The sequence below is a fragment of the Lysobacterales bacterium genome (genome assembly GCA_016721845.1).
In the GTDB taxonomy this organism is placed as follows: Bacteria; Pseudomonadota; Gammaproteobacteria; order Xanthomonadales; family Ahniellaceae; genus JADKHK01.
The window spans coordinates 86,895-109,461 of the sequence record JADKHK010000011.1 but is presented as its reverse complement, the minus strand read 5'-3'; the positions used below and the strand labels follow the sequence as shown (position 1 = coordinate 109,461).

General features: G+C 67.5%; 14 protein-coding genes and 1 pseudogene. 6 read left to right on the top strand and 9 right to left on the bottom strand.

Annotated elements, in window-relative coordinates; translation table 11 throughout:
- From IPP28_07250 to IPP28_07220, 7 genes and pseudogenes are all read right to left on the bottom strand, one after another.
- Positions 1 to 197 (bottom strand): hypothetical protein (locus IPP28_07250; GenBank protein MBL0040832.1); only part of this gene is annotated, 197 nt, incomplete at its 3' end.
- 79 nt (positions 198 to 276) lie between these two features.
- Positions 277 to 1,114, bottom strand: a pseudogene (locus IPP28_07245) (ATP-dependent DNA helicase).
- A 1,556-nt stretch (positions 1,115 to 2,670) separates the two neighbouring features.
- Positions 2,671 to 3,069, bottom strand: a complete 399-nt coding sequence (locus IPP28_07240; GenBank protein ID MBL0040831.1) for a hypothetical protein — start codon at positions 3,067 to 3,069, stop codon at positions 2,671 to 2,673.
- A gap of 556 nt (positions 3,070 to 3,625) precedes the next feature.
- Positions 3,626 to 3,949, bottom strand: a complete 324-nt coding sequence (locus tag IPP28_07235; protein ID MBL0040830.1) for a hypothetical protein — start codon at positions 3,947 to 3,949, stop codon at positions 3,626 to 3,628.
- A gap of 33 nt (positions 3,950 to 3,982) precedes the next feature.
- Positions 3,983 to 4,408, bottom strand: a complete 426-nt coding sequence (locus IPP28_07230; protein MBL0040829.1) for a transglycosylase domain-containing protein — start codon at positions 4,406 to 4,408, stop codon at positions 3,983 to 3,985.
- Positions 4,360 to 4,575, bottom strand: a complete 216-nt coding sequence (locus IPP28_07225) for a transglycosylase domain-containing protein (protein ID MBL0040828.1) — start codon at positions 4,573 to 4,575, stop codon at positions 4,360 to 4,362. The genes IPP28_07230 and IPP28_07225 overlap by 49 nt, the downstream gene beginning before the upstream one ends.
- A gap of 121 nt (positions 4,576 to 4,696) precedes the next feature.
- A complete protein-coding gene (locus IPP28_07220; GenBank protein ID MBL0040827.1) occupies positions 4,697 to 5,005 on the bottom strand; it encodes a hypothetical protein in 309 nt (102 codons plus the stop codon).
- A 1,126-nt stretch (positions 5,006 to 6,131) separates the two neighbouring features.
- Between IPP28_07220 and IPP28_07215 the strand changes: the two genes are divergently transcribed.
- The 6 genes from IPP28_07215 to IPP28_07190 all read left to right on the top strand — a co-directional run bounded on the left by IPP28_07215 (position 6,132) and on the right by IPP28_07190 (position 15,555).
- Positions 6,132 to 9,545 (top strand): glycosyltransferase, encoded by a 3,414-nt coding sequence (locus IPP28_07215; GenBank protein ID MBL0040826.1) that lies wholly within the window; start codon positions 6,132 to 6,134, stop codon positions 9,543 to 9,545.
- A gap of 59 nt (positions 9,546 to 9,604) precedes the next feature.
- Positions 9,605 to 10,996 carry a CSLREA domain-containing protein gene (locus IPP28_07210; GenBank protein ID MBL0040825.1) on the top strand — a complete coding sequence of 464 codons (1,392 nt, stop codon included), beginning with the start codon at positions 9,605 to 9,607 and terminating at the stop codon, positions 10,994 to 10,996.
- Positions 10,997 to 11,263: 267 nt separating this feature from the next.
- Complete coding sequence (locus tag IPP28_07205) at positions 11,264 to 11,728, top strand: (2Fe-2S)-binding protein (GenBank protein MBL0040824.1); 465 nt, start codon at positions 11,264 to 11,266, stop codon at positions 11,726 to 11,728.
- A gap of 12 nt (positions 11,729 to 11,740) precedes the next feature.
- Positions 11,741 to 13,963 (top strand): xanthine dehydrogenase family protein molybdopterin-binding subunit, encoded by a 2,223-nt coding sequence (locus tag IPP28_07200; GenBank protein ID MBL0040823.1) that lies wholly within the window; start codon positions 11,741 to 11,743, stop codon positions 13,961 to 13,963.
- Positions 13,964 to 13,975: 12 nt separating this feature from the next.
- Complete coding sequence (locus IPP28_07195) at positions 13,976 to 14,977, top strand: XdhC family protein (GenBank protein MBL0040822.1); 1,002 nt, start codon at positions 13,976 to 13,978, stop codon at positions 14,975 to 14,977.
- Positions 14,974 to 15,555: a nucleotidyltransferase family protein gene (locus IPP28_07190; GenBank protein ID MBL0040821.1), complete on the top strand. Its 582-nt coding sequence runs from the start codon at positions 14,974 to 14,976 to the stop codon at positions 15,553 to 15,555. Before IPP28_07195 ends, IPP28_07190 begins: the two co-directional genes overlap by 4 nt.
- 180 nt (positions 15,556 to 15,735) lie before the next feature.
- Here the strand turns inward: IPP28_07190 and IPP28_07185 are convergent, their stop codons facing one another.
- Together IPP28_07185 and IPP28_07180 are read right to left on the bottom strand one after the other, a co-directional pair.
- Positions 15,736 to 21,684 carry a hypothetical protein gene (locus IPP28_07185; GenBank protein MBL0040820.1) on the bottom strand — a complete coding sequence of 1,983 codons (5,949 nt, stop codon included), beginning with the start codon at positions 21,682 to 21,684 and terminating at the stop codon, positions 15,736 to 15,738.
- Between the two features lie 475 nt (positions 21,685 to 22,159).
- A complete protein-coding gene (locus IPP28_07180; GenBank protein MBL0040819.1) occupies positions 22,160 to 22,564 on the bottom strand; it encodes a VOC family protein in 405 nt (134 codons plus the stop codon).
- Between the last annotated feature and the right edge of the window lie 3 nt (positions 22,565 to 22,567).

Here is a 22,567-nt window from a genome sequence, read left to right as displayed (position 1 = left end):
GCAGACCACCCTGGCTGCTGGTCGACAATCGCCGGGATCCGGCTGCGGAACGCATCGACCTGGCCGCGTCCGAACTGGCCGGCTCGTTGCTGCAACGCGCCGGCGTCGATGATGCCGCAATCTTCGCGGAAATCGAGCAGTTGCGTCGCGCACGCGTCGCCGGCGAACTGGATGCCGAACGCGTCGAGGCCTGGCAACGCGCACTGGCCACGGATTCGAACTGCCGGAACGCCCGGCCAGCACCGCCGAACGGCGACGCGACCGCGCAGGTGATCGTCAGAATTGCGTCGGGTCGACGTCGCGGGCGAAGAATCCTGCACGTCCTCCAGTTCGGATACGCGTGCGCGGCAGCGGCGGCAGGCTGTCGAAGGTGCGCCCGTATCCTTTGGGCACTCAGGCGCGGATCGCACAGCACCAGCACGCCGCGGTCGTCGTGGGTGCGGATCAGCCGCCCCGCGCCCTGCTTGAGCGCCATCGCGGCGTAGGCGGCTGCCAGTTCCGGGAACGGATTGCCGCCCTGCGCGGAGTCGCATTCAGGCGCGCTTCCAGCACCGGATCGTGGCGCGCGAACGGCAGTTTGTCGATCACCACCACGCTCAGCGCTTCGCCGGCGACGTCGACCCCCTCCCAGAAACTGGCGGCGCCGAGCAGCACGCCGTTGCCGGAATGGCGGAACCCTTCCAGCAGGGTGTGACGGGGTGCGTGCCTTGCACGAACAGCGGGAAGCGCCACTCCGCCAGCATGTCGGCCACCTCGCGCAGTGCGCGATGCGGGTGAACAGCAGGAACGCCCGGCCCTCGACGCATCCAGCACCGGCAACACCACCTCCACGACCGCGTCGATGTGCCGCGCGCATTCGGCTCGGGCAAGCCCCGCGGCAGGTAGGCCAGGGCCTGGGTCGGGAAATCGAAAGGGCTCGGCTCCAGCAGGGTGCGCGGCGCATCGATGCCGAGCTGGCGCGCAAGGTGGTCGAAGTCGCCGGCCACCGCCAGCGTGGCCGAGGTGAATCCACGCCGCGCGCGATCGCTCGCGGATTCGGCGCAGCGGCGCGGACGCGTCCAGCGGCGTGAGGTGGCAGCGAGAAACCACGCGGCGTGGTCTCGTACCAGCGCACCTCGCTTCCGCATCCGGGTCGCTGCCGATTGCACGCAGGCGATCGCGCAGATCATCGGCGCGCTCAGGCAGCCTGGCCAGTCCGTCACTGCGCTCGCCCTGGACCTCGAGCACGGCATGAGGCGCCTGCAACGCCAGGCGAGACCGCTTCCAGCGCCGTGGCGCAAGAGGCGTCGCTCAACAAGCCTGGCAGCGCGCCGCGCCCGGGCAGGGATCATCGCGAGGCGCAGTTCGCGCGGGCGCTGTTCGAGCTGGCGCACCGGTTCCTGCAGCGCGCCCCAGGCACCACTCGCCGGATCGCACTCGGCCATCGCATCGCGTCGCCAGCTCCTGCAACTGGCGTGCGATGCCCGCCGAAGAACTGCGAAGCCAGTTCCGGCAACTGGTGCGCCCTCGTCCAGCACGAAGGCGTGCGCGCCCGGCAGGATCTCGAAACCCTTCGCGCTGGAGCGCCAGATCGGCGAACAGCAGATGATGATTCACCACCACAGATCGGCCTCCTGCGCCGCCCGTCGCGCCTTCACCACGAAGACAGTCCACCAGAACGCGCAATCCGCGCCGAGGCAGTTCTCGGTACTGGAGGTGACCTGCGGCAGGAGCGGCGAATCTCCGGCACAATCCCGATCTCGCCCAGGTCGCCGCGCACGCTGCGCCCGGCCCAGGCATGGATGCACCGGCAACTGTTGGGCCAGATCGCGCGAGGGGAACTGGCCCTCGCCGTTGGCCCGCTCCAGGCGATACCAGCACAAGTAGTTGCTGCGCCCCTTGAGCACGCCGTCTTGGCCGGACGCCCAGCGCCTCGCGCACGCGCGGCAGGGTCACGGTGGCAAGCTGGTCCTGCAAGGCGCGCGTGCCGGTGAGACGATCACGGGCAGCCCCGGAAAGCAGCGCCGGCACCAGATAGGCAAAGGTCTTGCCGGTGCCGGTGCCGGCCTCGACCACGAGTTCGCCGCCTCGCGGATCGTGTCCTCGATCGCCGTCGCCATGTCCTGCTGCACGGCGCGCGGCGTGAAGCCCTCGATCGCTGCAGCCAGCGCCGCCTTCCGCCAGCGTCTGCGCAGCGCGAGGTCACCTCGGCATCCGGATCGGTGCAGGCACTGGCGCAGGCATCGGCCTTGCCGCGTGCGTCGGCTCTCGCCGATGGCGTCGTGCGCCCATGCCGGGCCGCGCCACGGTCAGCCAGTTGCGCACGCACAGGCTGCCGAGCTGGGACCGATCGCCTCGACTTGCGGCGATGCGCGACGGCATCGTCGAAGCGACGCCCGGCCAACGCGATCTCCGCGCGCCATTGCCACAGCGCCGGATCGCTGGGCGTGATCGCAAGCGCCGCATCCAGGGTGGCATCGGCGGCATCGAACTGTCGGCGGTTTCGCGACGCGCGCTCGCGCAAGTCCTCGACCGCGGCTTCCCTGCAACGGATCACCTCGACGTTCGACGGCAGCTTCCGCGCCTCGGCACGAATCTCGGCCACCCAGTCGCGTGGCGGCGGTCGGCGCTTTTCGCCACCGCTTTCCCGGCGGCGCTTGGTCGCGCGGGCGGCCAGCGCAAGGGCAGCGATCAGAGCCGCCAGTCGACGGGATCAGGTTCATCATCATCGTTCCATTGTCCATCGGCCGATGGCGGTTCGCGATGCAACACGCGATTGCGGAACGCCGTCATCGATCTCGTCCAGCGGTCGCAGTCCATGTGGTCGGTCGGCTCGTAGCCGTGAATGAAGAGCAAGGCGCGCGCGCCCTCGCATTCGGCACTGGTCGCGCGCTGGGTCGCGGATCGATCCAGCGCACCACCGGATTGCCGAGATCGAGTTGCGGCGGCTCGCTCGGCAGCTTCTCGAACAAGCCGGCCCACAGCCGCATCGCGCCGGTCAGAGCCGTAGAAGCCGGTCTCTTTGTCGTCGCGGCCGAGCCAGACCACGGCCAGGTGCCCACCGGTAGAATCCCGGCGACCGGGAATCACGCAGGTCATCGGAAGCGTGCCGTGCTTGCCGGCGACGTCGAGATCGCCGGAGACCGAGTCCGATCAAGGCCGCACCGGTGCCGGTGCGAGAGCCTTCCTGCATCGCGAAGCTGACCAGACGCGCCGCTTCGACCCAGCTCACCGGCCCGCTGCGTCGCCCGATAGCGCGAGATCGTGCGCCATTGCGATCGATCACCGCGGTGACCGAGGACAGCGGCAGCTGGTGCCCGTCGGCGGCGAGATACTGGTATGCGCGACTTGCAACGGCGTCATCTCGGTCGCACCCGAGCAGCAGCGACGGATGCGGCGAGACATCGACGCCGGGCACCAGGGCTTCGAGCAGGCGCTCGATTCCTGCACGCCGACATCGAGGCCGAGATGCACGGTCGCAAGGTTGTGGGACCGTGCCAGCGCGTCGATCAGGGCAACGTCGCCGTGCTCGAGGTTGTCGGAGTTGCGCGGCTGCCGTCTGGCCGTTGCGCTGTCGCAACGCGATCGCGCGATCCGGCAGCGGTCATCAGCGACCAGCGCTCCGGTTGCGCGAGGGCGACCAGATTCACGAAGGGCTTGACCAGCGAACCGATCGGGCGCGCCGCCATCGCAGCGCGATTGAATCGGGCCGCTGCGGATCACGGTCGCCGACCACCGCCTCGATCGCCCCGGTCGCGGCACGCGTCACCACCATCGCCGTCTGCAGGCCGCTGGGTGTCCTGGCCAGCGTCTTGATCTTCTCGGCGACCACGCGCTCCGGCATAGTCCTGCGTCGATGGCGCCAGCGTGGTGTGGATGGCAGGCCTTCGCTGGACAGTTCGGCGGCAGCGTAATCGCGGGCGATCTGCGCCTGCCAGCTCGATGAAACCGGGATAACGATTGCGTGCATTGGCGCCGCTCGGCGTCACGGCCAGACCGAGCGTTACGCCCGCGGCCTCGATGGCGCTGGGCAGCCCGGCCTCCTGCATCTCGCGCAGCACCAGTTGCGCCGCTTCGCAGCGCATTCGCCGGCGAACGTCGCGGGTCGTACAGCGACGGCCTCCTGGATCATGCCGACCAGCAGGGCCATCGTGCGGCGCCAGCGCTTCGAGTCGCGCCCGAAATAGAACTCGGCCGCAGCGCCGACGCCATGCACCGATTGCGCGCCATGCTGGCCGAGATAGACGTCGTTGAGGTGGGCCTCGAGGATCGCGCCCTTGCTGTAACGCGCCTCGATCAGCAGGGCGAGCCCGATCTCGTTGAACTTGCGCGCCCACTTCTTGCGCCGATCGAGGAACTGGTTGCGCACCAGCTGCTGGGTCAGGGTCGACCCGCCTGGGGACAGTTCGCCCGCCACGTTGACGAACATCGCCCGCGCCATGCCCCAGGATCGATGCCGTGATGGGTCGCGAAGTCCTTGTCCTCGACCGCGAGCAGGGTCCGCAGGAACAGCGGCGGCACCTCGTTGATCTTGACCAGTCGCCGCTCCTGGCGCGCCTTGCCATACAGGGTTGCGATGCGCGCCGGATCGATCACACCGATTCCAGCGCACGCTTTGCCGCCACGTCCTCCAGCTTGCCGACGCGCCGATTGGCCCGGTGACCCGGATGCGCCGCGAGGGCTGCGCCGGCTCCATCGACGAAGGCACGGGTCTGGATCAGGAAGCTATTGCCGTCACGCGCATAACTGCCGGGCTGCAGCGCATCGGTGGCCTGGCCATAACGCGCGGCGTCGGTTCGAGCAGCAGGGTCTCGGCATCCATGGCGCGACCGGGACGCAGCTCCAGCGCCCGCGCATAGACGCGACTCGGCGTATCGAAGCGCAGGCCATCGAATCCGGCACGCACCAGCCGGTCCAGATACCAGAGATAGGGACCGAGAAAACCGATCGCGAGGCCCAGTCCCAGCCAGATCGGCACCCGGAACCAGCGGTAGAACCTGCGCAACAGGTCGAGGAAGCGGGCCAAGCGGACACCGGGGACGAGGAATGGCGTCGCAGTCTAACGGAGCGAATTTGCGCCTCGCATGGCGGCCCGCGGGCGATTCCGCGATAATTCAGACTTAGCGCACCACCCAGAGTGCGCAGCGCCCAACTCCGTGACCCATGCCCGCCCGCTCTGCGTGGCCGTGCTCGGCCAGCCCGACGAGGCCTGGCTGGGTGCGTTGCTCGCGCAACTTCCTCCCGACATCGAACTGGTCGTGCTCGATGCGCATGCGCGCGTCGTCGACAGCGTCGATGTCGGCCAGACTCCTGCGCGTGCTCGCCAACGCACCGCTACCGCCATCCGCGATCCGACGTCTGCGCGATGCCGCGGCGGCAGTGCCGGGCTTCGATGTGGTCACCGCAGCCGATGTCGGCGTCGCGACGCTGAACCCGTTGCCGGAAGCGCAAGCGTTCGCGGGCGATGCGATGACGCTCGATGCCGCGCTGTGGTTGCTCGGCACCCGCAGCGTGCGTCCCTGCGATGCGGCGACCGGCGCACTGGCCTTGCTCGGTGGGGACGCCGCGACACGCATTGCCCAGGGCCTGCCGCTGCGGTACGGCGTCCTCGACAGTCTGCACGTCGCGGCCGCGGGCGCACCGTTGCGCGGCCCGGACGCGCCCGAACATCGCCATCTCGCGGCGCCGCAGGTGGCGCTCGCGACCTGCGCGCCGAACTCGCGGTCGCACCAGAAGCTTCACCGAACCTGCGTCCCGGACTGGACCGTCGCGGCGTGGTACTGCATGTGCTGCACGGCTGGGGCGGTGGTGTCGAACAGTTCGCGCACGATCTCGCCGAAGGCGACAGCGAAACGCTGGCACCTGGCCCTGTCCGCACGCGGCGAATCATCGCGACAACGCTGCGGTGAAGTGCTGGAACTGGCCTTGCTGCAGGCCGGCCGGGCGTGGCCGCTGGCGCGCTTCGAACTGGCTGCGGCGATCACCACCTGCGCCGTCGACAGCGTCGAATGGCGTGCAGTGTTCGAGCAGATCCGGCTGCGCTTCGGCGTCGGCAGCGTGATCGTGTCCTCGCTGATCGGACACTCGCTCGATGCCCTGCTACCGGCCTGCCGACCGAACTCGTCTGCCACGACTACTTCCCGCTGTGGCCGGTGCTGCATGCCGATTTCGATGCCGTCGATGGCAGCGCGGCCTCGCTTGCGCAGGCGCTCGTGCAGGCGCGGGCGCCGGAGTTCCCGTTCGCCGAGCGCGAGCCGGCATTCTGGCTGGCGTTGCGGGCGGCCTTCCTGGCGCGGCTGTCCAGTGAACTCGTGGTCCTGAGTGCACCGACCGCCGGAGTGCGCCGCAATTGGCTGCGCCTGGCCCCCGAACTCGCCACGCGCCGTTTCGATCTGATCGGGCACGGCCTGCGCGCCTTCGGCGCAGCACCCCTGCCGAAGCCGCCGGTGCGCGGGCGCATGCGCATCGTCGTGCTCGGACGCCTGAACGGCGGCAAGGGCGAACGCCTGTTGCGCGCCCTGCTCGCGACCGATCTGCGCGAACACGCGGAACTGTTCCTGGTCGGCTGCGGACGCAGCGGTCTCGGCTTCCTCGGCGAACGCGACGTGCACCTGGTCTTCGACTATCGCCGTGACGAACTGCCGCAGTTGCTGGCCCGCATCGCTCCCGACGCCGCCCTGTTGCCGGCCACGGTTGCCGAGAGTTTCAGCTACACGCTCAGCGAACTGCGCGCGCTCGGCATCCCGGTAATCGCGACGCGACTCGGTGCCTTCGCGGAACGCATCACGCACCCGCACGATGGCCTGCTGGTCGAACCCGATGCGGGCGCGATCGCCGCCCTGGTCGCCGAACTGCATGACGAACCCGGTGCATTGGCGGCGATTCGCGAACAGCTCGCGAGTGCGCCGGCCCAACCCGGCATTGCCGAGATGGCGATCGCGCACCGTGCCCTGCTCGTGGCCGATGCCGCGGCACCCCACTGGCAATCACCGGTCGATCCTGCCGGCGCGACGCTGGCCGCACGGGTGCTGTCCGCCGAACGCGAGCGCGACGCGCTGCGCATCAGCGATGTCGAGCGGGAACACGAATTGGCAAGACGCGCGGAATGGGCACTGGCGCGCGAACGCGAGCGTGCGAATGCCGCCGCGCTTGCCGACCAGCGCCTGCAGGAATGCCATCGTCTGGAAGGCACGATCGACGAACTGCATGGCCGCATCGGCGGACTGGTCCACGACTTCGACGAGCGCACCGCCTGGGCGCGGCAGCTCGATGCCGAAGTGCAGCGACTCGGCAGCGAACTGCAGGCCGCAGGCCAGCGCCATCACGATGCGCAACGCGACTGGGACGCCGCCGCCGCCCATTTCATGGCGCAGATCGCGCAACTCGAAGCCGACAAGGCCAGCCTGCTTGGCAGTCTCAGCTGGCGGTTGATGGCGCCGCTGCGCGTGGCGCGGCGCACGCTGGGCAATGCGCGCGTGCGCACCGGCTACCTCGCACGCCGCCTGCTCGGCCTGCCACCACGTGTGTTGCGCAGTCTGCGCAGTCGCGGCCTCAAGGGCACGATTGCGCGCGCCCGCGATGGTTCGGGTGCAGGCCTCGTCGCGACCGATCTGCCGACTCCGGCGCTGATGCCGACCACCCAGCCGGGCACTGGATTCGAAGGCTTTACGCTGCCGCGCGCAGAGGTGCCGCGCGCCAGCATCATCATCCCGATCTACAACAAGTGGGGCTATACCGAGGCCTGCCTGCGTTCGCTCGCGAAAGAGTCGCAACGCTCCGGTTTCGAGGTCATCGTCGTCGATGATGGTTCGACCGACGAGTCCGCCGAACGCCTGACCCGGATCGCCGGCATCACCGCGCATCGCAATGCCGAGAATCTCGGCTTCGTCGGCTCCTGCAATGCCGGCGCGGCCTTGGCGCGGGGCGAATATCTGGTCTTCCTCAACAACGACACCCAGGTCGCACCGAACTGGCTGGACACCCTGCTCGACACGTTCGACCAGCATCCGCGCGTCGGCCTGGTCGGATCGAAGCTGGTCTATCCGGATGGGCGCCTGCAGGAAGCCGGCGGCATCGTCTTCAGCGACGGCTCCGGCTGGAACTATGGCCGCTTCGGCGACCCGCGCGATCCGGCCTGCAATTTCGTGCGCGAAGTCGACTATTGCTCGGGCGCCGCGATCGCTATTCCGCGCGCGCTGTTCGAGCAGCGCGGCGGCTTCGATGCACGCTATGCGCCGGCTTACTACGAAGACACCGACCTCGCCTTCCAGGTGCGCGAAGCCGGCCTGCGCGTGCTCTATCAGCCGGCCTCGACCGTGTTCCATTTCGAAGGGGTGTCGGCCGGCACCGACACGACGACCGGGATGAAGAAGTACCAGGTCATCAACCAGCAGAAGTTCCTCGAACGCTGGGCCACGGTGCTGCCGAAGCAACCGCAGCCGGGCACGTCGATTGCGCTCGCGCGCGAACACCGTGTCGGTCGGCGCGTGCTGATTGTCGATGCGACCACGCCGCATCCGGACGAGGATTCCGGTTCGGTGCGCATGGTCAATCTGATGCAGTTGCTGGTCGCACTCGGTGATAAGGTCTATTTCTTCGCCGAGAACCGCGCGTTCGACGGTCGCTATTCGGAAGCGCTTCAGCAGATCGGCGTCGAGGTGCTGTATCACCCGTGGATGCCCGAGCCGATGCGCTGGCTGCGCGAGAACGGTGCGCAGTTCGATGCGGTGATCCTGAGTCGCCACTACGTCGCCGCGCCGCTGCTGCAGGCCGTGCGCCACTATGCGCCGCAGGCGAAGCTGGTGTTCGATACTGTCGATCTGCATTACCTGCGCGAGGAGCGCGAGGCCGCGCTCGCCGACCGCGAAGACCTTCGCCGCCAGGCCGCTTCGACCAAGCTGGCCGAGCTGCGCCTGATCCGGCAGAGCGACGTGACCCTCGTGGTCAGCCCGATCGAGCAGGAGCTGCTGCAGCGCGAGGTGCCGGGTTCACGCATCGAGGTGCTGTCGAATGTGCATGAGGTGGTCGGCCTTCGCGCCGGCTTCGATCAACGCAAGGACCTGTTCTTCGTCGGCGGTTTCCAGCATCAGCCGAACGTCGATGCGATGCTGTGGTTCGTGCATGCGATCTGGCCGCTGGTCGCGAAGGCACTGCCGGAAGCGCGCTTCCACATCGTCGGCAGTCGCATGCCGGACGCGATCAAGGCACTCGCCGGCGATCGCGTGATCGTGCACGGCTTCCTGCCCTCGCTCGACGAGATGCTCGACGGCTGCCGACTGTCGGTGGCACCGCTGCGCTACGGCGCCGGCGTGAAAGGCAAGGTCAACCAGAGCATGGCGCACGGCCAACCGGTCGTCGCGACCACGGTCGCCGCCGAAGGCATGTACCTGAAACACGAAGTCGACGTGCTCGTCGCCGACGACGCCGAAGCCTTCGCCCGAGAGATCATCCGCCTCTATACCGACGAAGCCCTCTGGACCCGGCTGGCCGACGGCGCCCTCGCCAACATCGCCACCCACTTCAGCTTTGCCGCGGCGACGCAGGCGTTGCGGCGCGTGTTGGGCTAGTTCATCGCGGGCAGTACACTGGCAGCTGGCGGACCTTCAAGCGACAGCCAGGAGTGTGCATGCCCGTTGACCTGTCCGATCATCCGGCCGGAAGCACGCCAGCGTCCTTTCTCCGTGCACTCGATGTTTTGATCCGCGAGATCAACGGCGTACTGGTCGTGCGCGCGCTTGGCGTCGCACTGAGCGCGGTCGCGGGCTTGGGCTTGGTGCTCGTGCCTGGCGCGACCCACGCCACGACGAGGACGGTCACCAGTCTCGCCGACACCCCGCTCGACGGATGCGATAGTAATTGCACCCTGCGCGAGGCCGTCGTGTCGTCCCAAATCGGCGACCAGGTCGATTTCATGCCCGGCCTGACCGGCACGATCATCTTGAGTCGCGGGACGATCTCGGTGCTCTGGAGCATGACCATCAACGGCCCGGGGGCCGGCGTGATCACGCTGGATGCGAACTCCGACCCCAGTGACGCTCAGGGCGAATCACGCATCTTTAATGTTCTGGGGTCCGCTCCGCTGGTCACGATTACCGGATTGACGCTGCAGAACGGATTCAACGCCACCAATGGCGGCGCGATCTATGCCGGTGGCGAGGACACGCATCTCATTCTGGACGGCGTCGTGGTGCAGAACAGCCAGACGGACGGCGACGGTGGTGGGATCTATTCGGTGGGAAAGCTCACGTTGATCAACAGCACCCTCCACGGCAATGTGGCCGGATCTGGCGGTGGGTTTTACGCCCAAGACGCCACCCTGACGCGCAGCACGATCAGTGACAATGCAGCGTTGGACGCCGGCGGTTTCTTCCTGATTGGCGTCGCCACGCTGACCCAAAGCACCGTCAGCGGCAATTCGACCAGCAGCGTCGGCGGCGGGTTTTGGGCGCAAGGCGACGTCACCCTGACCAACTGCACCGTCAGCGACAATTCGGCGGAGAACGAAGGCGGCGGAATTGGCATGTATGGCGACGCCATCGTGATCAACAGCACGATCAGCAACAATTCTGCGAATGTAGGCGGCGGGCTTCATCTGGTCGGCGATGCGGTGACCACGAACAATGGCACCCTCATCCTGCGCAACAGCGTGGTGGCCGACAATGTCGCCGCAACCCCGAGCCAATGGAACGAGTTCAAGGCCAATGTGGCGACGGTCTCCTACAGCCTGATCGAAGGCGGCAGCCTGCCCAATCTCCCCGTTGGCACCAACGGCAACCTCATCGGTGTCGACCCCAAACTCGGCCCCTTGCAGGACAACGGCGGACCGACCCTGACTCGGGCCCTGTTGAGCAGTTCGCCGGCGATCGATGTCGGGCAGAACAGCACCTGCGCGACCACCGACCAGCGCGGCGTCACCCGGCCGGCGGATGGAGACGGCAACGGCAGCAAGATCTGCGATCTCGGTGCCGTGGAGAAGGTGATCGACGCCGTCTTTTCCAACGGCTTCGAGAGCACGTAGACGCGTTGACGGATGGAAGCCGGTGCGGCTTCGGTCGCGCCCATTTTCGTGGGCGCCGTTGACTGCCCGCGAACGCAAAAACTCGTGCCGTTCCCGCACTGGAACGGCTCCGGAAATTGGACTAGTGTCGCTCCGGCCCGGCTTGTCACGATGGACATGCCGTCCTCTCGGCGGCACACCCGGGACAGCGCCACAGGCAGTGCCCGGTGAGTGCGGGATCTATTGTTCTCTCCGCCCCTCTCTTCAGACCCGTACCAGGAGCGCGACATGGCGTTCGAACTGACGATCAACGGCAAGGCAGTGCCGGTGGATGCCCCCGACGACATGCCTTTGCTGTGGGTGTTGCGCGATATCGCCGGGCTGACCGGCACCAAATACGGCTGCGGCATGGCCCAGTGCGGCGCCTGCACGGTGCATGTCGCCGGCCAGCCGATCCGCAGTTGCGTGACGCCCGCGAGCGCGCTGGTCGGCCAACCGATCACCACGATCGAAGGCGCGGCCGCCACCGGGCCGGTCGCCAAGGCGGTGCAGGACGCGTGGGTCGCCGGTGCGGTGGCGCAGTGCGGCTACTGCCAGAGCGGACAGATCATGGCCGCGGTCGCGCTGCTGGAACGCAACCGCAATCCCGGCGACGACGATATCGATGCGGCGCTGGCCGGCAATCTCTGCCGCTGCGCTACCTATCAGCGCATCCGCGCAGCGATCAAAGCTGCGGCCGCGACGCTCGCCTGAGGAGCACAGATCATGTTCAACGGTCGCAAACTCTCCGCCTTGGCCACCGCCATCGCGACACCCACGCTGTCCCGTCGCCAGTTCGTCCTCGGCGCGAGCCTGATCGGATCGGCGCTGATGGTCGGCTGCCGCATGGACGCCGACGACGCCGACAACGGCGATGCGCCGGCCGCCGGCGCCGCGGTCAAGCCCGCGGCGGATTCGCCATTCGAGGCCTACATCGCGATCGCGGCCGACGGCTTCGTCACCGTGTACTCCAGCCAGTTCGACATGGGCCAGAATTCGTACCACGGCCTGGCGACGCTGGTCGCCGAAGAACTCGACGTGGCGCTGGACCGGGTGCTGGTCGAAGGCCGCGCCGGCAATCCGACGTGGTACGGCAACCTCGCGATGGGCGGCGCTTTCCAGCTCACCGGCGGCTCCAGCAGCATGCCTTCGTCGTGGGAGCGCTACCGCAAGGCCGGCGCCGCCGCGCGCGAGCTACTGAAGCAGGCAGCCGCGAAGCAGTGGAAGGTCGACATCGGTGAACTCACGACCGCGAACGGCGACGTCGTGCACGCCGACGGCCGCCGTGCGCCTTACGCCAGCCTGATCGCCGCCGCCGCGCCGCTGCCGGTGCCCGGCGACGTGGCGTTGAAGGACGCGAAGGCGTGGACGCTGATCGGCAAGGACGAGACTGCGCGCATCGACGCACGCGCCAAGTCCGACGGCACCCAGGCCTACACCATCGACATCCGATTGCCGGGCATGCTGGTCGCCACCGTGGCGCACAGCCCGCGCTTCGGCGGCAAGGTCGCCTCGTTCGACGCCACCGCGGCCAAAGCGGTGCCGGGCGTGGTCGACGTGGTCCAGATCTCGCGCGGCGTGGCGGTGGTGGCGAACAACACCTGGGCCGCGATCAAGGGCCGCGAAGCACTGCAGGTGACTTGGGACGACAGCGGCGCGGAGACGCGTTCGTCGGACACTCTATTCACCGAGTACGCCGCCCTGTCGAAGCAGGACGGCAAGGTCGCGCTGCAGCGCGGCGACGCCAAAGCTGCGCTGGGCAAGGCTGCGAAAACGCTCGAAGCGACCTACCGCTTTCCCTATCTCGCCCATGCCGCGCTGGAACCGCTCAACGCCGTCGTCCACAAGGACGGCGAGCGCCTGCACGTCCACGGCGGGCTGCAGATGCCCGACGCGGTGCAGGCCGCCTGCGCACAGATCGCCGGAGTCAAACCCGAGCAGGTCGACCTGCACGTGATGAAGACCGGCGGCGGCTTCGGTCGACGCGCGGTGGCCGACTGCGACGTGTTCGTCGAAGTCACCGAGATTGCCAAAGCGCTGGCATTCCGCGCCCCGATCAAACTGCAGTGGACCCGCGAGGCCGACATGGGCGGCGGCCGTTATCGTCCGCTGCACCTGCACCGTGTGCGCGTCGGCCTCGACGCCGACGGCAAACTCAGCGGCTGGGAACATCACATCGTCGGCCAGTCGATCATGGCCGGCACGCCGTTCGAAGCGATGATGCTGAAGGACGGCATCGATCCGACCTCGACCGAAGGCGTCGCCGATACGCCTTACGCGCTGCCCGACATCGACGTGCGCGTCACCCATCCGGTGTCACCGGTACCGGTGCTGTGGTGGCGGTCGGTCGGCCACACCCACACCGCGTACGTGATGCAGACCATGCTCGACGAGATCGCGACCGCGACCGCGCAGGACCCGGTCGCGCTGCGGCTGGCGCTGCTGCCGGCCGACGCGCGCGAACGCGCGGTGCTGTCGCTGGCCGCCGAGAAGGCGGGCTGGTCGCAACCGGTCGCGGCCGGCCGCTTCCGCGGCGTGGCCGTGCATCAGTCGTTCGGCAGCTACGTCGCCACCGTCGCCGAAGTCTCGAAGACCGCCGACGGCGGCATCCGGGTCGAACGCTGCGTGGTGGCCTCCGACTGCGGCACCGCGATCAATCCCGACGTGGTGCGCGCGCAGCTCGAAGGCGGCACCGGTTTCGGGCTGAGCGCGATGCTGGGCGAAGCCATCGTGCTGGACAACGGCGCACCGACCGCGCGCAACTACGACGCCTACCGGGTGCTGCGGATCGATGCGATGCCGTCGGTCGAAGTGCACATGCTGCCGTCGACCGTCTCGCCGACCGGCATCGGCGAATGCGCGGTGCCGCCGATCGGCCCCGCGGTCGCCAATGCGATCTTCCAGGCCACCGGCAAACGCGTGCGCGATCTGCCGTTCCGTCAGGCATGACTGCGGTGCGCGATGCCGCGTGCACTTGAGCTGTTGATCGCCAGCGCGCGGCGGAACGAAGGCTGCGCGCTGGTCACTCTCGTCGGCATTCACGGCGCGGCCCCGCGCCGCATCGGCGCGCAGATGGCAGTGACCGAAGGCGGCGAGATCGCCGGATCATTCTCCGGCGGCTGCCTCGACCGGTCGGTGATCGAGGACGCGCGACGCGCGCTGACCGACGGCAGCAGCCGGCGCGTGCGTTACGGCGAAGACTCGCCTTACGTCGACATCGTGCTGCCCTGCGGCAGCGGCCTGGACCTGCAGTTCGACGGCGCAGTGCCGGCCGCGACCGTCGAGGCGATCGCGCAGGCAATCACGCGCCGCGAAGCTTTCGCGCTGCACTGGCGCGATCCCGCATCACCACCGAAATGCGTTCCCGACGCGATGCCGGTCACGGATGCGGTCGTCGTCCAGCACATGCCTGCACTGCGGCTGATGCTGGCCGGTGCCGGCGACACGCTGCTGGCGATGTGCCGGCTGGCGCGGGCAGCGGACATCCAGGTGATCGCGTTCAGCCCGGAGCGCGACCTGCAGGCGCCGCTGGATGCGCTCGGCGTGCGCCTGCACGTGTTGCAGGCGCAGCACGCCCTGCCACCGCTCGCGCTCGAGGCTTGCCTATTCGATCCTTGGACTGCGGCCATCACCCTGTTTCACGATCACGACTGGGAACTGCCGTTTCTGCAGCGGGCGCTCGCCAGCGACGCCTGCCTGGTCGGTGCGATGGGTAGCCCGCGCACGCAGGCGCTGCGCCTCGAACGTCTGGAAGCACGCCGCGTCGATGCCGCATCGCTGGCGCGCTTGCGCAGCCCGCTGGGGCTGTTGCCGCGCGCGCGCGACCCGCAGGAACTCGCGGTATCGATCCTCGCCGAAGCGATGCAGGCTTATCGCGAACGCTGCCATCCCGAAGAATCGCGTGCAGCCGAAACGCGATCGACAGAAGCGCGTGCGACCTCCGCGACGCACGCGGACGCATGAGCACCGCGGTCGCCATCCTCGCCGCCGGGCGTTCCTCGCGTCTGGGCCAACCCAAGGCGCTGGTGACATGGCAGGGCCGCTCCCTGCTGCAACGCGCGCTCGACACCGCCTGCGCGGTGACGCCGCGGGTGGTCGTCGCGCTCGGTGCGGACGGCGATGCATTGTGGCGGACGCTGCTGCTTCCGACCCAAGGCACGTCCATCGCGCGCGTCGATGTCGGCGCTGCCGGCGACGGCCTCTCGGCCTCGCTTCGTGCGGTGGTCGCGCAGGTCGACGCGGACCCGGCGGTCGAGCGCCTGTTGGTGCTGTTGACCGACCAGTACGCCGTCGACGCGGTCTGGCTGCACGCGCTGCTGGCGCAGGCGGACGCCCACCCGAACCGGATGGTCGCTTCGCGTTACGACGGCGTACGCGGCGTCCCGGCGGTATTCCCACGCGCGGTCTTCACCGCGCTGTCGACCCTGCGCGGCGACCAGGGCGCACGCACGCTGCTGCGCGACGAACGCGATCCTGTCGATCATCCGGCGCCGCACCCGCCCGGCGATGTCGATACGCCCGCGGACTTGCCACGCGAGTGAGCGCGGTTGATGAACGCGCTGGATCCTCCCGAAGCGTATGCGTTGAGACGCTGGAGCAAACCCCGCGAGCGCATGCGCGGCAGAGTCACGGATGCGTGTCTTCGGCCAATAACGGTCAGTCATTGCGCTTGAACCCGCCTCGGCCCGCCGCGCTCCGCTTGGGGCGCGGCAAGCTGACCGTTATTGCCGCTGCCGCATGGCGAATGCCGCCAGCAAACCGACCATCGCCAGCAACAGCCAGCGACCGTAATCGCCCAGCGTCGGTATCGGCTGTGGCGTTGCCGGCACTCCGAAGCCCTGCGCGAACGCCGGGCCGCTCGGGTCGACAATTGTGCCGTTCGCGAGCAGATCATCATCGCCCGCACCACCGTCGGTGAGCGTGTAGGTCGCGGTCGCACCGACGATCGCCGCCGGGTACTGATACCAATGCGCCGTCGGATTGGCCTGGGTGCGTCCGTACTTCCAGAACACCGTGCCGGCCGCGAGCGCTTGCGGGTAGGTGACAGTGAAGCTGAGCGTCGCGCCGGTGGTGCAATTACTGATCGTGCTGGCAAAGACGCCGTGCGGGAACACGTAGCCGCCCGCGGGCAACGGTTGCGGCGCCGCCACCAGCGCGCTGCCGGCGTCGAAGCCGCAGGGGTCGCCACCACCGGTGAAGACGATGGTCTGCGTGCCGCTACCGGGCTGGGTCGGACCGCTGAAGATCTTCACGCCAGAGACAGGTGCATCGTCGTCGGTGATCGTGAGCACGGCAGTGTTCGGTGCGCCCAGCGATGCGCCGCCTGTGGGCAGGCTCAGCGCGAGGTTCACCGTTTCATCGAGTTCGTCGATCGCGTCGTTGTTGATCGGAACGGTGAACGTCTTGTCGGCGACATCGCCGGAGAGCCAACTCAGTGTGCCGCCCGTGGCGGTGTAGTCGCTGCCCGCGATCGTGGCGGTGCCGTCGGTGGTGGCATAAGTCACACCCACAGGGCCGCTGCTTCCGCCGGTTCTCGTCACTGTAATCGTTGCAGCGACGCCGGATTCGCCCACGGCATACGTGGCGGCGGAGAACTGCAGCGAGCCGTTCACTGACGGTAGATCGTCGTCGGTAATGGTGAGTACCGACGTGCTCGGTGCACCTAGCGCCGCGCCACCGGTCGGCAGACTCAGCGCGAGATTCACCGTTTCGTCGGGCTCATCGGTGCTGTCGTTGTTGATCGGCACGGTGAACGTCTTGTCGGCGACATCGCCGGCCAGCCAACTCAGTGTGCCGCCCGCGGCGGTGTAGTCGTTGCCCGCGATCGTGGCGCTGCCATCGCTGCTGGCGTAGGTCACGCCTACGGCGCCGCTGCTGCCGCCGGTTCTCGTGACCGTGATCGTGGCTTGAACGCCGGCCTCGCCGACGCTGTACGTCGCTGCGCTGAACTGCAGCGTGCCGCCAGCAGGCGCAACGGCGTCGTCGTTCTGGATCGTGCCGGTGGCGACCGCGTTGGCACCCAGCGTGGCATTGTTCGGTGCGCTCAGGGTCACGTCGAAGGCCTCGTCGGCGCCTTCGTCGACCGCATCGCCGACCACACTGACCGTGAACATCTCGCTGGTGTCGCCCGGCGCGAAATTCACCGTGGCCGACAGGCTCGCGTAATCACCACCCGCCACGGCGCTTCCGTCGCTCGTGGTCGCTTGCGCGCTGACCGCGCGACCACTGGGCTCGGACAAGGTCACCAGGAATGCGAATGGCGTGGCTCCCGGCCCGTTGCCTTCGGGCAGACTCAGGTCCGCGATCGACACGATGGGCATCGCATCGTCATCGGCGATCGTCAGCGTCGCCGCCGAGGGACTGACGAGGCTCGCGCCGCCCTGGACGTTGCCCAAGGCCAGCAGCACGGTCTCGTCGTCTTCGTCGAGCAGGTCGTTGTTGATCGCAACGCTGCAGTTCTGTGTCCCGCCGATGCCCGCACCCCAGTTCAGGGTCTGCGTCGCGGGCGTGAAGTCGGCCGCGGTCGCGGTGCCCACGCCGGCGACACAATCCACCATCACGGCACCGGCGGTGCCATTCACGCGTTCGACGGTGACCACGGCCGGACCGGCGCTCTCGTTCACGCCAAACGTGGCCGCTGTGAATCGCAACTGCCCTGCGGCCGGAGGCGGTGCATCGTCATTGACGATGGTCGCGGTCGCGGTCTCCGGCGTGTCCTGTGGCGTGGCATTGACCACGTTGGAAAGGCTCACCGAGAAGGTCTGGTCGCCCTCGTCAGCAGCGTCGCCGATCACGCTCGCCGCGACCATCTTGCTGGTCTCGCCTGGCAGGAACGTCAGCGACTGGTTCACCGCCTGATAGTCGTTGTCGGCGACCGTCGCGCTGCCATCGGTGCTCGTTGCCAGCGCCGTGACATTGCGTCCGCTGGCGGCCGACAGCGTGACCAGGAAGGTGAACGGCGTGATATCGGGGGCGTTGCCTTCGGCCGTGGGAATCGGCGCCACGATCGACACCACGGGCAGGGCGTCGTTGTCGAGAATGGTCAGGGTCGCCGTCGCTGGCGAACCCACGACCGATCCCGCGACGTTGCCCAGGCTGAGCGTGACGGTTTCGTCATCTTCGTCCAGAAGATCGCCCGCGATCGGGATCAGGCACTGGCGCGTACCGCTCTCGCCCGTGTTCCAGCTCACGCCCACGCTACCGGCGGTGAAGTCGGCGCCGGCCGTAGCGGTGCCGGCCGCCGCAATGCAGTCCACGCTGGCGGGGCCATCGCTGCCATTGACACGTTCGACCACCACGACGGCATTGGTGCTGGCTTCCGTCTCGTTGACGTCGAACGCGACGGAAGTAAAGCGAACCTCACCGGTTTGGGCCGCATCGTCGTCGGTGATGGTCGCCGTGCCGGTGCCGGTGCCGATCGAAGCCTGGCTGGCGTTGCTCAGTTGGACATTGAAAGTTTGGTCCGGCGCGGGCTCGAAGACATCGTCGCCGACCAAGGTCAGCGAGATCGTTCGTTGGGTGTCTCCGGCTGCGAAGTTGAGGGTGCCGCTGAGCGGATCGACGCCTGCGGCGTAATCAGCCGGCGTAACCGCGGTTCCCGCGATCGCGTCGTAGCCGACGCTGGACGCGAACTCGGTGAGCCCGACCTTGGTCACCGTGAATACCAGCGGCACGTTGGCGTCGGTCTCGGTCAAGTTCTGGTTGTCGATGTTGAACACGACCGGGGCGTCACTGGCCGCGATCGACGCGAGTGCGAAATTGCCGCCGATTGCGTTCAACATGCCATTGACCGGGTTGCTGAGCTCGGTCCGCACGACTTCGGCCGGTTCGTGGATCGCATCGTCTACCGCGAGCACGGAGATGGTCGCGCTACCCGCGCCCGGTGCGATGCTGACCGTGCCGCTGAGCGGATCGACCCCGGCGGCGATGTCGCCCGCCTCGGTGCCGGGGTCGGGTGTCACCGCGTAGTCGACGCTGGTGGTGAACTCGGAGGCGCCATTGCGAGTGACGGTGTAGACGAGTTGGTCGCCCTCGACCGCGCCGGTCCCAGCGATCGTCAGCAACGGCGACGCATCGTCGTCGGTGATCGTGACCTGCGCCGTCGCCGGTGTGCCCGCGACCGCGTTGTCCGAGGAGTCGATCACGAAGTCCAGCGAGAGCGACTGATTCGGCTCGTCGATGTTGTCCTGGACGATGGGCAAGGTGACGACCTTGTCCGGCGCCTCGTCGGCGGCCCACGTCAGCGTCGTGCTGCTGAGCGCGTCATGGTCGGCAGGTTGGGTCGTGCCTTCGGTCAGATTCAGCGTGATGCTGGCGGCGCCGGTGCCGTTGCGCGACAACGTGATGGTCGCATTGCCGTCGCTTTCGGCCACGATGTAATTGGCCGACGAAAACACGATCTGGTCGGGGATCGTCGCGGGCGCGGAATACTCCGAGGTGTTGTTGATCGGGCCGTCGTCCGTGTCCGAGCCCGGCGGATTCGGCGGCACCGGCTCCAGCGGCGGGATGTCCGCGATGTTCGGGTCGATGCGCGTCGCCGTCATCACGATTTGCGTCCCGCTGGTGTTGGCGGACGCAAAGCTGCTGGTGCACAGTCCTGCCGCGTTGCACGGACCGTTGCTCGTCGCAACGCCCGTGGTGGCATCCGTAGTCAGGTTGGCGACCTCGCCCAACCACTTCGCATCGTCATCGCTGATCGAATAGAAGTCGATGCGGAAGGTGGCATTGCGAAATGAGAACAAGGTCCACTGGATGTTGGTGTTGCCGCCCCCGAAGCTGGGCGAGGTCGCGCCGGCGCAGGCACCCAGATCGCCGGTGCTGCAGATCTGCGGGGCGTTCTGGCCCCAATTGGCATAGTCGAGCGGATTGACGTCGTTGTCGTCGTCATCGATCGGGTCGGGGATGTCCTGTCCGCCGAAGCCGTCACGGTCCAGCTCGATGCCGATGAAGTTCGCGGGCACGCCGTAGATGCGGTTGCGGCTGAGCAGGTTACCGAACGCGTTCGTGCCGTTCAGCCGGATGCCGCTGGCGCCGGGCGCAGCAATGATGTTGGGACCGAAGAGGGGCGCATCGCCGGGCTCGAATCCGACGATATTGCCACCGGAGTTGTCGAGACGGATGCCGTAGCCATCGTTCGGGAACGTCAGCGTGTCGAGATAGTCGCGGCCGATGCGGTTGCCCTTCACCACGTTGCCATTGGTGTTGCTGGTGCGCAACAGGATGCCATCGCCGTCGTTGGCGCCAATGGCGTTGGCATCGAGGATGTTGGCACCGCCGATGATGTTGCTGCCGTACGCGACGTTGATGCCGGTGCAAAGGTTGCCCAGATCAAGGATGCTGCCACCCGAGGGCGGAAACTGCGCGACACCGATCAGGTTGCCGACCAGCACGGTCTTGTCGGAGTCGGTCCCGGTGACCGCGATACCACCGTCCTCGGCGTCAGGGCTGAATGGCGGGAGACCGTCAGCATCGGACCATGTGCCGCAGCGATTGAACCCGATGAAGTTCGCCGCGACGACGGCGGCAGTTTCGCTCGCGTTGCCGGCACTTGGGCGGCTGCCGATGAACACGCCGCTCTCGTAGTTGCCCCAGGTATTGGGACCCAGGCTCAGTGGATTCGGCACATCGACGGGATTCGGCAGACCGATGAAGTTGCCGCCGACCACGTTGGGGAAGTCCACTTCCCCGGTCGAGATGTTGACGCCTTGTCCCTGGTTCGCGGCGATCACGTTGGCGATGACGAAATTGAGCGCCGCATTGAGTTCGATCAAGACGCCGCTGCCGTCGCCGCTCGTGCCGGTGCCGTTGGGCACGGCGTTGGTGCCGAGGGCATTGGTACCGATGTGGTTGCCGGCGAGGATCACGCCCGCCGTCAGCACGTCGTTGCCCATGCCATCCTGGCCGCCGGCGATGCGCACACCGGCATCGCCATTGCCGGAAATCACGCTGTTGGTAATCGCGATCGCGTTGTTGGTGCCCAGCAAGGCGGTCGCGGCAGTGACGAAGGCTGCCGGATTGGAGCCAAAGGCGGTGAACAGCTCGCCAAACGAGCTGATCCCCAGTGCAGAGAGCAGATCGTCGAGATTGCTCAGTATCGGCGGCGCCTTGCTGACGGTGTTCTGGATCTCGATGCCGTTCTGGCTGTTGCCGGCCGCCGCGGTGCCGGCCACGTTGAGACCGACCCAGAGGTTGTCGAGGATGTAAGGCGACCCGTCGAGACGAATGCCCGTGCCGCTGGCGTTCATCAATTTCAGATTCTTCACGCTCGAACCGCCGTTGAGCGAGGCGGCGTTGTCGAACGAGAGCAGGCCGTTGTTGGCCGCATTGATGGCCGTCAGCGGATTGCTGCCGCTGACGTTGCCCTCGATGTCGACCGGATGCGCGATCGACGGCAGGCCGGTAGACAGCGTGATCAAGTCCAGTCCCGCGAGGAACTGGATTCGGTCGCGATTGGCGTTGAAGTTCGCCTGCTGGATCGCCGCGAACAGGGTGCAGTTGTGTGGCGGCGCCGGGTTGTTGTCGACATCGCAATCCGGGTCGCTGAGATTGAAGTCCTGCACCGTTCCGTGATTGGCAATCGCGGTCGCATCGTTGAGATTGACCTCGAAAACCGCCGCTGCGAGCGGCATCGCGAAGACGCTCAAGGCTACGGCCATCGTAAGAACGCGCATTCGCTGCATCGTGTTCGCTCGCATCGCATTACTCCCCAAGTTCGACACCGGACCAACACCGGCGTCTAAAGGTCAAGAACGAAAAAGGGATCGCAAAGGGGCCATCATCCCCACGTCCAGGTCTAGGTATAGGAAATTCAATGGCTTTTTTTGGCCGTTTGGCGGTTAGGCGGCGGCAATGCGCTTTCGATAGAGCACCGTTGTTCTCGAAGTGATCGAGGATGGCCCGGATGGCTGTGGGTTCTTCGATGCTGGCCACGATCCGAACCGCACTGCCGCAGTGGACGCAGGTGCTCAGCGAAATATACGTGCGCTGGAGTGGTTGTCTGCATCTTGCGGACGGCGAGCTCCGTCCGAAGCGAGCGCGGCAGGCGCCGATCATCCGCAAGCATGCGAGCTTGAATCACCGTGCGAATGTCTGAAATGGGTCGAGGCGAGACGCCGGCAGATCCACTCGACCGCCCGAGCAGACGCATCACTCAGCCTTGTTCTTCGCGTCCCACGCCATCGGCTGCCAGAGTTCGAGCTTGTGGCCGTCGGGGTCCATGATCCAGGCGAACTTGCCGTTTTCGTGGGACTCGGGGCCGCTGATGATGTCGATGCCGTCGGCGCGCAGTTGTGCGAGCAGGGCGTCGAGATCGTCGACGCGGTAGTTGATCATGAAGGGCGCTTCGCTCGGACTGAACCACTTCGTGTCGGGCTTCGCCAGCGTCCACACGGTCAGGCCGCCGTCGTCGGCGCGATCTTCGGGCCAGCGCAGGATCGCGCCGCCCCAGCTTTCCAGCGGCATGCCCAAGTGTTTCTGGTACCACGCGGCCAAGGCCGCTGGGTCGTTGCGGCTCTTGAAGAACACACCGCCGATGCCGGTCACTTTCGCCATGGT

Excerpts from the sequence above, each read along its gene's own strand:
- IPP28_07180 (MBL0040819.1), bottom strand. The coding sequence starts at position 22,564 with ATGGCGAAAGTGACCGGCATCGGCGGTGTGTTCTTCAAGAGCCGCAAC.
- IPP28_07210 (MBL0040825.1), top strand. The coding sequence starts at position 9,605 with ATGCCCGTTGACCTGTCCGATCATCCGGCCGGAAGCACGCCAGCGTCC.
- IPP28_07190 (MBL0040821.1), top strand. The coding sequence starts at position 14,974 with ATGAGCACCGCGGTCGCCATCCTCGCCGCCGGGCGTTCCTCGCGTCTG.
- IPP28_07195 (MBL0040822.1), top strand. The coding sequence starts at position 13,976 with ATGCCGCGTGCACTTGAGCTGTTGATCGCCAGCGCGCGGCGGAACGAA.
- IPP28_07235 (MBL0040830.1), bottom strand. The coding sequence starts at position 3,949 with ATGCACGCAATCGTTATCCCGGTTTCATCGAGCTGGCAGGCGCAGATC.
- IPP28_07205 (MBL0040824.1), top strand. The coding sequence starts at position 11,264 with ATGGCGTTCGAACTGACGATCAACGGCAAGGCAGTGCCGGTGGATGCC.
- IPP28_07230 (MBL0040829.1), bottom strand. The coding sequence starts at position 4,408 with ATGTTCGTCAACGTGGCGGGCGAACTGTCCCCAGGCGGGTCGACCCTG.
- IPP28_07185 (MBL0040820.1), bottom strand. The coding sequence starts at position 21,684 with ATGCGCGTTCTTACGATGGCCGTAGCCTTGAGCGTCTTCGCGATGCCG.
- IPP28_07200 (MBL0040823.1), top strand. The coding sequence starts at position 11,741 with ATGTTCAACGGTCGCAAACTCTCCGCCTTGGCCACCGCCATCGCGACA.